Origin of the sequence: Catenulispora pinistramenti, from assembly GCF_018274385.1 — a bacterium.
Taxonomy (GTDB): Bacteria; Actinomycetota; Actinomycetes; order Streptomycetales; family Catenulisporaceae; genus Catenulispora; species Catenulispora pinistramenti.
The window spans coordinates 1-9,936 of record NZ_JAAFYZ010000310.1 but is presented as its reverse complement, the minus strand read 5'-3'; the positions used below and the strand labels follow the sequence as shown (position 1 = coordinate 9,936).

6 protein-coding genes are annotated in these 9,936 nt (G+C 71.0%); 4 read left to right on the top strand and 2 right to left on the bottom strand.

Features of this window, described 5'->3' with window-relative positions; all coding sequences use genetic code 11:
* Positions 1-538: 538 nt before the first annotated feature.
* Together lysA and KGQ19_RS44940 are read right to left on the bottom strand one after the other, a co-directional pair.
* Complete coding sequence (gene lysA, locus KGQ19_RS44945; protein ID WP_212021129.1) at positions 539-1,936, bottom strand: diaminopimelate decarboxylase; 1,398 nt, start codon at positions 1,934-1,936, stop codon at positions 539-541.
* 68 nt (positions 1,937-2,004) lie between these two features.
* Positions 2,005-2,469, bottom strand: coding sequence for an SAV_915 family protein (locus KGQ19_RS44940; protein WP_212021128.1), 465 nt, complete (start codon positions 2,467-2,469; stop codon positions 2,005-2,007).
* A gap of 258 nt (positions 2,470-2,727) precedes the next feature.
* On the opposite strand from KGQ19_RS44940, the gene kdpB reads away from it, so the two are divergent.
* The 4 genes from kdpB to KGQ19_RS44920 all read left to right on the top strand — a co-directional run.
* Complete coding sequence (gene kdpB, locus KGQ19_RS44935; RefSeq protein WP_212021127.1) at positions 2,728-4,851, top strand: potassium-transporting ATPase subunit KdpB; 2,124 nt, start codon at positions 2,728-2,730, stop codon at positions 4,849-4,851.
* Positions 4,852-4,855: 4 nt separating this feature from the next.
* On the top strand, positions 4,856-5,701 hold the full coding sequence (locus tag KGQ19_RS44930; RefSeq protein WP_212021126.1) for a potassium-transporting ATPase subunit C: 846 nt from the start codon (positions 4,856-4,858) through the stop codon (positions 5,699-5,701).
* Position 5,702: 1 nt separating this feature from the next.
* The gene (gene kdpA, locus KGQ19_RS44925) at positions 5,703-7,364 is read left to right on the top strand and encodes a potassium-transporting ATPase subunit KdpA (protein ID WP_212021124.1); all 1,662 of its coding nucleotides are present in this window, start codon (positions 5,703-5,705) and stop codon (positions 7,362-7,364) included.
* Between the two features lie 115 nt (positions 7,365-7,479).
* The coding region (locus tag KGQ19_RS44920) for a DUF4118 domain-containing protein (RefSeq protein WP_212021122.1) at positions 7,480-9,936 on the top strand (2,457 nt) is incomplete at its 3' end.

Below are 9,936 nucleotides of genomic sequence, written 5' to 3'. Positions count from 1 at the left end.
CCTACCTGCATGTCCGCCGCGCGCGGACTTTACCCCCGGACACCGGTGCTGTACCCCCCGGGCTGACGACGCGACCGAGGGGAACGGACCGCACCACCTCAGGAACCGCCGCCGCTGAGACTAGATCAGCCACCCTAGGGAACCGCGCTAGTTTCCCTGAGGTTGCCGAGGCCCGCCGGAGGCCCGGCCCTTCATCACAGCCCTTGACCTTGACTTTGCTGTTGATCTTGCCCTTGCTCTGACTTGCTGGAGTTGAAGAGGCCTGAGGTGGGGCGGGGTTGTGAACGCGGGAACCGGCAGCCGACAAACACACCCACCGACCCGAACCCCGAACCGGCACACCTATGACCGAAGGCCGTAAAAAGCCTTGAAACCCACAACCAGACCGCAACCCGGCCCACAAACTCCAGCCCGCCCAAAAAGCCCGCAGAAAAGGGGCCGTGCGCACCGCGGTGAAGCGCACACGGCCCCGGCTTTTGGGGTGTTCGGTCCCAGACCACCAACCACCAACCACCAACCACCAACGCAACAACCCCCGCTACAAACTCACATCGCGAGCCTGAAGATCCTCCAGCGTCTCCCGCCGTATCAGCACCCTGGCCACGCCGTCGCGGACCGCGATCACCGGTGGGCGGCAGACCTGGTTGTAGGTCGAGGCCATTGAGTGCTGGTAGGCACCGGTGCACGGGACGGCGAGGAGGTCGCCGGGGCGGAGGTCGGTGGGGAGTGGGAGGTCGTGGGCGATGACGTCGCCGGCTTCGCAGTGGCGGCCGACCACGGTCATGGGTTCGGGGGGTGCGGTGGAGGTGCGGCCGATGAGGCGGGCGGTGTAGGCCGAGCCGTAGAGGGCCGGGCGGGGGTTGTCGCTCATGCCGCCGTCGACTGCCACGAAGGTGCGGATGCCGGGGATGCGCTTCATGGTCAGGACCCGGTACAGGGTCACGCCGGCGCGGGCCACGATTGCTCGGCCGGGTTCGACGGTGAGCTTGGGGATCGGTAGGCGGTGTTGGTGGCAGGCCTTTGCGATCGTGGTGCGGATCGTGCGCGCGTAGGTTTCCAGGTCGAAGTCCGGGTCGCCGTCGCGGTAGCCGACCGCGTGGCCGCCGCCGAGGTCGAGTTCGGGGACGATGACGTTGAACTCGTCGCGGCTCCAGGCCATCAGGGCGATCAGGCGGCGGGCGGCTTCGGCGAAGATGTCGACCGAGGTGATCTGGCTGCCGAGGTGGCAGTGCAGGCCGGCGAGTTCCAGGGCCGGGCGGTCGGCGAGTTGCCAGTGCAGGACTTGGCGGACCGCGTCGGCCGCGGCGCCGGTGGCCAGGGAGAAGCCGAACTTCTGGTCTTCGACGCCGGTGGCGATCGCCTTGTGGGTGTGGGCGTCCAGGCCTGGTGTGACCCGGATCAGCACCTTCTGCGGGTGACCCGCGTGGGCGGCGACCGCGAGTTGCGTGATCTCGTAGGTGGAGTCGACGACGATGCGTCCGACGCCGTAGCCCAGCGCGTCCTGCACGTCGCGGGGCGTCTTGGCGTTGCCGTGCAGGACGATGCGGTCGGCCGGGAAGCCGACGTGCCGGGCCAGGGCCAGCTCGCCGCCGGAACACACGTCCAGCGACAGGCCTTCGGACTGGACCCAGCCGATCATCGCGCGGCAGAGGAAGGCCTTGCCGGCGTAGGCGATCTCAGCTTCGGGCAGAGCGGAACGATAGGCCCGGGCGCGGGCCCGGACGTCGGCCTCGTCCAGGACGTAGGCCGGGGTGCCGTAGGTCGCGGCGATCTCCGCCAGCCGGACCCCGCCGACCGCCAGATCCTCATCAGCGGTGGCAGTGGGTGAAGAAGGGGTCTTCGTCGCGCTCGTCGGCGTCGGCGTCGGCGACGGCAGGCCGGTGGTGGTCAGCGGCCACGGTGTCGTCTCGGCGGACAGCCGGAGTTGGTTCCTCATCGCAGTCGCAATCGTCGTTGGGGCAGCCGCAGTACCAGACGCGCGGCGCGGACTCGGTGGAGCGGTGTTCAGTGAGCATGGCGGGCCGCCAGGCGGATGCGGGCGCCGGCACGGCGGCGCGTGGGGGTGAGGGTGAGGGTGGGGGTCTGCAGGGCCACCAGCGGCTTCGGCGCTATGGCGACGGTCGCGCGCTCGGGACGCGGCGTCGGGAGCGGCGCGGGCACCGGCGTCGCAAGCGGCCCGGCAGCCGGCGCGGGCACGAACGGGATCGCGTCCACGCGCGTCTCCTCGGCACCGGCCTCGGCGAACATCCAGCGCGCCACCCGCGCGTTCAGCGGGATCCACTTCTGTTCGGGCCCGAACACCGCGGCCAGGGCCGCCTCGCAGGTGAACGCGAGCCCGATCCGGCGTCCGTCGGGAAGCCGGCCGGTGCGCACGGCGATCGAGCCGCAGCGGCCGGGACGGACGGGGACCAGCAGCAGGAGCCGGTCGTCCTCGGTACGTTCGTCAGGCTCCAGAGCGATGGTGTCCACGGTGTGCTCCTCGTGTGGCGGGGTTTCCCACTTCCGAAGGTAGGAGCCTGAAACCGGCTGCGACAGGTCCGCCAACATGATCCAAGCGGCCTCGGCCCGGATGCTTACGGCATGCAAGCAAGCCTTGTGAACGCGATCACGAGGCAGGTCCGGGCGCCGTCGCAACCCGTTTGTTATCTATACGCAATCCCCGGAGTCCCATTTGCATACCGTTGGCGGGGGTGTTGGACGCCCGCGGCGGATGCTGCGCTACCGGACATGCAAAGTCAGGTCCTCGCCGGGCGCGCCCCACGCGTCGGTGCCGGCGCACTGCGCCCCGGGCAGTTGGCCTCGGCCGTCCCCGAGGCGTTGCGCAAGCTCGATCCGCGGCGGCAGGTCCGCATGCCGGTCATGTTCGTCACCGAGGTGGGCGCGGCGCTGACCACGGTCCTCGCGCTCTGGCACGGCGGCTGGTTCGGCTGGCTGATCACCGTGTGGCTGTGGCTGACCGTGGTGTTCGCCAACCTGGCCGAGGCGGTGGCCGAGAGCCGGGGCCGGGCGCAGGCGGACAGCCTGCGGCGCACCCGTCAGCAGACGAACGCCAGGAAGCTGATCGGCTGGCGGCTCGGCGCCGAGGTGGAAGCCCAGCAGGTGGCCGCCGAGGAGCTGCGGCGCGGCGACCACGTCGTCGTGGAGGCCGGCCAGCTGATCCCGGGTGACGGCGACGTGGTCGAAGGCGTGGCCAGCGTCGACGAGTCGGCGATCACCGGCGAGTCGGCCCCGGTCATCCGGGAGTCCGGCGGCGACCGCTCGGCGGTCACCGGCGGCACCAGGGTCCTGTCGGACCGGATCGTCGTGGAGATCACCTCCGATCCCGGCCGCAGCTTCCTGGACCGGATGATCGCGCTGGTCGAGGGCGCGCAGCGGCGCAAGACGCCGAACGAGCTGGCGCTGAACCTGCTGCTGGTGGCGCTGACGTTCGTGTTCCTGGTCGCGGTGGTGACGCTGCAGCCGATGGCGATCTTCTCCAAGCAGGCCAACGGCGCCACTCCCGTCTCCGGCGCGCTGACCGCGAACGGCGTCACCGGCGTGGTCCTGGTCGGCCTGCTGGTGTGCCTGATCCCGACCACGATCGGCGCGCTGCTGTCCGCGATCGGCATCGCGGGCATGGACCGGATGGTGCAGCGCAACGTGCTGGCGATGTCCGGGCGCGCCGTGGAGGCCGCCGGGGACGTGCACACGCTGCTGCTGGACAAGACCGGCACCATCACCTTCGGCAATCGTCAGGCCTCTGACTTCCATCCGATCGGCGGGGCGGGCGAGGACGAACTCGCCGAGGCCGCGCTGCTGGCCTCGCTGGCCGACGAGACGCCGGAGGGCCGCTCGATCGTCGAATTCGCGCGCCGGCACTACGGATTCGCCGACTTGGCGGAGAGCTCCAGCGCCGAGCTGGTCCCCTTCTCGGCGACCACGCGGATGTCAGGGGTCGATCTCACCGAGCCGAAGGTCCGGCAGCTGCGCAAGGGCGCGGCGCGGGCGATCGCGAACTGGGTGAGGCAGGCCGGCGGCACCGTGCCGCGCGAGTTGGAGCAGGTCGTGGATCAGGTCTCTGAGACCGGGTCCACGCCGCTGGCGGTCGCCGAGTGCGTGGACGGCAAGGCCCGCGTCCTGGGCGTGATCCAGCTGAAGGACGTGGTGAAGCCGGGGCTGGCGGCGCGGTTCGCCGAGCTGCGGACCATGGGCATCAAGACCGTGATGATCACCGGGGACAACCCGGTGACGGCCAAGGCGATCGCCGCCGAGGCCGGGGTCGATGAGTTCATGGCCGAGGCCACGCCCGAGCAGAAGCTGGCCCGGATCAAGGCCGAGCAGGCCGAGGGCAAGCTGGTGGCGATGACCGGGGACGGCACCAACGACGCCCCGGCGCTGGCCCAGGCGGACGTCGGGGTGGCGATGAACACCGGTACCTCGGCCGCCAAGGAGGCCGGGAACATGGTGGACCTGGACTCCGATCCCACGAAGATCATCGAGATCGTGGAGATCGGCAAGCAGCTGCTGATCACCCGCGGCGCGCTGACCGCGTTCTCCATCGCCAACGACGTCGCGAAGTACTTCGCGATCCTGCCGGCCATGTTCGGCGTGGTCTATCCGGGCCTGAAAGCCCTGAACGTGATGGGCCTGCACTCGGCGCAGTCGGCGATCATGTCGGCCGTCGTCTTCAACGCCCTGATCATCGTGGCCCTGATCCCGCTGGCGCTGCGCGGCGTCCGCTACCGGCCGGCCGGCGCCTCGGCGCTGCTGACCCGCAACCTGTGGGTCTACGGCCTCGGCGGCCTGATCGCGCCGTTCATCGCGATCAAGGCGCTGGATCTGTGCCTCGTCCGGTTCCTGCCGGGGATGTGACAGCATGCGTACTTTCCGGACTTATTTCGCGGCACTCAAGATGGTGATCGCGCTGACCCTGCTGGTCGGGGTCGTCTACCCGCTGGCCACGGTCGCGGTGGCGCACGTGCCGTTCCTGCACCACCAGGCCGAGGGCTCGCGGATCGCGGCCGGCAGCAGCCTGATCGGCCAGAGCTTCACCGATTCCCAGGGGAACGCCGTCCCCCAGTACTTCCAGTCGCGACCCGACGGCGAAGACCCGACCGCGACCGGCGCGAGCAACCTGGGCCCGGAGAACGTGGTCGACACGCTGCCGACCCCGGGCGACCCCGGCAAGACCTCGCTGTTGACGAACGTCTGCACCCGCAGCGTGAAGGTCGGCACGCTGGAACACGTCTCCGGCGCGCGGCCGTTCTGCACGCCGGACGGCGTGGGCGCGGTGCTCGGCGTGTACTACTCCGGCGGCAACGTCGGGACCGTGACCCGGGTCGTCAGCCTGAACCAGGCCTGCCCGGCCGCGCCGTTCGTGGCGACGTACCAGGGCGCGAAGGTCGAGTGCGCCAAGCCCGGCGAGGACTACAGCGCAGCCGTGGTCACCCCGATCCGCGGCGACGCCCCGGCGCATCCGGTGGTCCCGGCCGACGCGGTCACCGGCAGCGGCAGCGGCCTGGACCCGGACATCAGCCCGGACTACGCCCGGCTCCAAGCGCCGCGGGTGGCCGCGGCCCGGCAGGTGCCGGTCGCCGAGGTGCTGAAGCTGGTGCACAAGCACACCTCCGGCCGGGGCCTCGGCTTCCTGGGCGAGCCGGCCGTGAACGTGTTGCAGCTGAACGTGGATCTGGACCGGACCTACCCCGTGAAGGCGAACTGAGATGAGCACAGCCGGCTGGCTCCAAGCCGCCTTCCTGCTGATGGTCCTGGTGGCCGTCCACGTCCCGCTCGGCGACTACATGGCCCGCGCCTTCACCAGCGACCGGCACTGGCGCATCGAGAAGGCGATCTACCGGACCGTCGGCATCGACCCGGACGGCGAACAGGACTGGCGCCGCTATCTGACCGCGACGCTGGCGTTCACGGCCATGTCGATCGCCGCGCTGTTCTTCCTGTTCCTCTGGCAGGACCTGCTGCCGTGGGACCACGGGCACCCCGGCCTGGGGTGGATGCTCGCGCTCAACACGGCGGTCAGCTTCACCACGAACACCAGCTGGCAGAACTACGCCGGCGAGACCACGATGGGCCACGTCTCGGTGATGGCCGGGCTCGGGGTGCAGGCGTTCGCCTCGGCGGCGGTCGGGCTGTGCGTGGCGCTGGCGCTGGTTCGGGGCCTGACCCGGCACAGCACCAAGGACCTGGGCAACTTCTGGGTGGACCTGGTGCGCTCGATCGTGCGGATCCTGCTGCCGATCGCGGCGGTCGCCGGGATCGTGCTGCTGGCGCTCGGCGTCGAGCAGAACCTGCACGGGACGCAGCTGTCCCCCACGCTGGCCGGCGGCGCCGGCACGCAGAAGATCGTCGGCGGACCGGTCGCGTCCTGGGAGCCGATCAAGCTGATGTCCGGCGACGGCGGCGGCTTCTTCAACGCCAGCAGCGCACATCCCTTCGAGAACCCGAACGCCTGGAGCAACGGGATCGAGATCCTGCTGATGCTGCTGGTGCCGGTCGCGTTCATCCGCACCTTCGGCCGCCTGGTCGGCTCGCTGAAGCAGAGCTGGACGCTGCTGACCGTGGTCGGGATCCTGTTCGTCGGGCTGCTCCTCGCGGCGAGCCTGGCCCAGGGCGCGCACTCCGGGACGGTGCCGACGGCCGTGGGCGGCCAGACCGAGGGCACCGAGGTGCGGTTCGGGGTGCCGGGGTCGACGATGTTCGGCCTGTCGGCGACCGGTTCGGCCGACGGCGCGGCGAACTCCTCCTACGACAGCTTCTCCTCGCTCGGCGGCGGCACGCTGATGGCGGCGATGATGCTCGGCGAGATCGCCCCGGGCGGGACCGGGTCCGGGCTGTACGGGCTGATCATGATCGTCCTGGTCGCGGTGTTCATCGGCGGCCTGATGGTCGGCCGGACCCCGGAGTACCTGCGCAAGCGGATCGGCGTCGGCGAGATGCGGTACGTGGTCAGCTACGCGCTGGTCGCGCCGACGCTGATCCTGGTCGCCTCGGCGATCGCGGTCGCGCTGCCGGCCGGCCGGGCCGGGATGGGCAACAGCGGCGCGCACGGCCTGAGCGAGGTCGTCTACGCCGCGACCAGCACCACCCAGAGCAACGGCAGTTCGTTCGGGGGACTTTCCGGGAACACGCCGTTCTACAACCTCGGGATGTGCGTGACCATGCTGGTCGGCCGCTATCTGCCGATGGTCTTCGTGCTCGCGCTGGCCGGGCGGCTCGCCGGGCAGAAGCCGGGCGCCGTGACCACCGGCACGCTGCGCGCCTCGGGCGTGAACTTCGTCGCACTGGCCACCGGCGCGGCGGTGCTGCTGGCCCTGCTGAACTTCCTCCCGGCGCTGTCCCTGGGCCCGCTGGCCGACGGGATGAGGTAGGCGATCCGGGTTGTTTGAAGAATTGCAAACGAGATGCAAACGCCAGCGGTTATCCACTCATTCGCCCGCGTGCGACGATCAGTGACGTGACCGCGGTGACTGGAGTGATGGTGCGATGAGCGCGCGTGGCAAGCTGCGCGTCTACCTGGGTGCGGCCCCCGGCGTGGGCAAGACCTACCACATGCTCGACGAGGCCCAGCGCCGCGCCGAGCGGGGCGGTGACGTGGTCGTGGGCTTCGTGGAGACCCACGACCGGCCGCACACCCAGGCCATGCTGGCAGGCCTGGAGATCGTGCCGCGCCGCCGGATGGAGTACCGGGGCTCGGACTTCGAAGAGATGGACATCGACGCCATCTTGGAGCGGCACCCCTCGGTGGTGCTGATCGACGAGCTCGCGCACACCAACATCCCCGGCTCGCGCAACGCCAAGCGCTGGCAGGACGTCGAGGAGCTGCTGGCCGTCGGGATCGACGTCATAGTCTCGCTCAACGTCCAGCACCTGGAGTCGCTGAACGACGTCGTCCAGAAGATCACCGGGGTCCCGCAGCAGGAGACGGTGCCGGACGAGGTGGTGCGCTCGGCGGACCAGATCGAGCTGATCGACATGGCCCCGGAGGCGCTGCGGCGCCGGATGGCGCACGGCAACATCTACAAGCCGGAGAAGATCGACGCCGCGCTGTCCAACTACTTCCGGCCCGGCAACCTGGGCGCCCTGCGCGAGCTGGCGCTGCTGTGGGTGGCCGGCCGGGTGGACGAGGCCTTGCAGCGCTACCGCGACCAGCACGGCATCGACAAGGTCTGGGAGACCCGCGAGCGGATCGTGGTCGCGCTGACCGGCGGGCCCGAGGGCTCCACGCTGATCCGGCGCGGCGCGCGCATCGCCCAGCGGGTCGGCGCCAAGGGCTCGGACCTGCTGGCCGTGCACGTGGCCCGCTCCGACGGCCTGACCGGCGCCTCGCCGGCGCTGCTGGCCGAGCAGCGGGATCTGGTGGAGTCCCTGGGCGGGACCTTCCACTCGGTGGTCGGCGACGACATCCCGAACGCGCTGCTGCAGTTCGCGCGCGCCGAGAACGCCACCCAGCTGGTGATCGGCGTGTCCCGGCGCGGGCGGGTGGAGCGGTTCCTCGGCGGCTACGGCATCGGCGAGACCGTGGTGCAGCAGTCCGGCGACATCGACGTGCACATGGTCACCCACGAGCGGTCGGCGGCGGACCAGAGCCGCTGGACCTGGGTCCGGCGGGTGCTGCGGCAGCCGGAGACCGGGCCGCGCTGGTGGGGGCCGGTGGCCGGGCTGATCGTGCCGATCGTGCTCACCGTGATCCTGGACGCCCTGCGCTCCGAGCTGAACCTGACCAACCAGGTGCTGATCTTCCTGGCCGGGGTGGTCGCGGTGGCACGGCTGGGCGGGCTGCTGTCGGCGTTCTTCGCCTCGCTGACCGCCTCGCTGCTGCTGAACTACTACTTCATCAAACCGTTCTACCGGCTGACCATCAACGATCCGCAGAACATCCTGGCACTGGTGGTGTTCGCGCTGGTCGCGCTGATCGTGGCCTCGGTGGTGGACTTCGCCTCGCGGCAGGAGCGGCGGGCCGGGAAGGCCTCGGCGGAGGCTGAGACGCTGTCCGAGCTGGCGCGCTCGGTGCTGCGCGGGGACGAGGCGATCGGGGCGCTGCTGGGCCGGTTCCGGGAGACTTTCGGCATGGACTCGGTGGCGCTGCTGGAGCGGATCGACCCGAGCGCGCCGGTGCTGCCGGACGAGGCCGACGACCCGGACGCGTGGCGGATCGTCGCGGCCACCTCCGGGACCGGGACGATGCCGTGCCGGACGCCCGGCGAGGCCGACGTGCTGGTGCACGCCGGGCCGGACGCGATGCTGGTGCTGCGCGGGCGCGCGCTGCCGGCCGCCGACCAGCACGTGCTGACCGCGTTCGCGGCCCAGGCGGCGGTGGCGCTGGAGCGCTCGCGGCTGGCCCGGCAGGCCGCCGAGGCGGTGCCGCTGGCGGCCGCGGACAAGATGCGCACGGCGCTGCTGGCCGCGGTCTCCCACGACCTGCGGACCCCGCTGTCGGCGGCCAAGCTGTCGGTGGCCTCGCTGCGGGACACGTCGGTGGAGTGGTCCGACGAGGACCGCGCGGAGCTGCTGGCCGGCGCCGAGGAGTCGCTGGACCGGCTCTCGCGGCTGGTGGACAACCTGCTGGACATGAGCCGGCTGCAGGCCGGGGCCCTGAACCTGCACATGGAGGACGTGGCGATCGAGGACGTCGCGGCGATGGCGCTGGACAGCCTGGGCATCGACCGCTCCCAGGTGGACTTCCAGGAACTGGCCGGGGTGCCGGAGGTGCAGGCCGACCCGGTGCTGCTGGAGCGGGCGGTGGCGAACCTGATCGCGAACGCGCTCAAGCACGGGTCGCAGGACCGGCCGGTGCTGCTCACCGCCTCGGAGCTGGCCGGGCGGGTGGAGCTGCGGGTGGCCGACCGGGGGCCGGGGATCCGGCCGGAGGACTGGGACCGGATATTCACGCCGTTCCAGCGTCTCGGGGACCGGGACAACACCACGGGGGTGGGCCTGGGG

Excerpts from the sequence above, each read along its gene's own strand:
- lysA (WP_212021129.1), bottom strand. The coding sequence starts at position 1,936 with ATGAGGAACCAACTCCGGCTGTCCGCCGAGACGACACCGTGGCCGCTG.
- kdpB (WP_212021127.1), top strand. The coding sequence starts at position 2,728 with ATGCAAAGTCAGGTCCTCGCCGGGCGCGCCCCACGCGTCGGTGCCGGC.
- KGQ19_RS44930 (WP_212021126.1), top strand. The coding sequence starts at position 4,856 with ATGCGTACTTTCCGGACTTATTTCGCGGCACTCAAGATGGTGATCGCG.
- kdpA (WP_212021124.1), top strand. The coding sequence starts at position 5,703 with ATGAGCACAGCCGGCTGGCTCCAAGCCGCCTTCCTGCTGATGGTCCTG.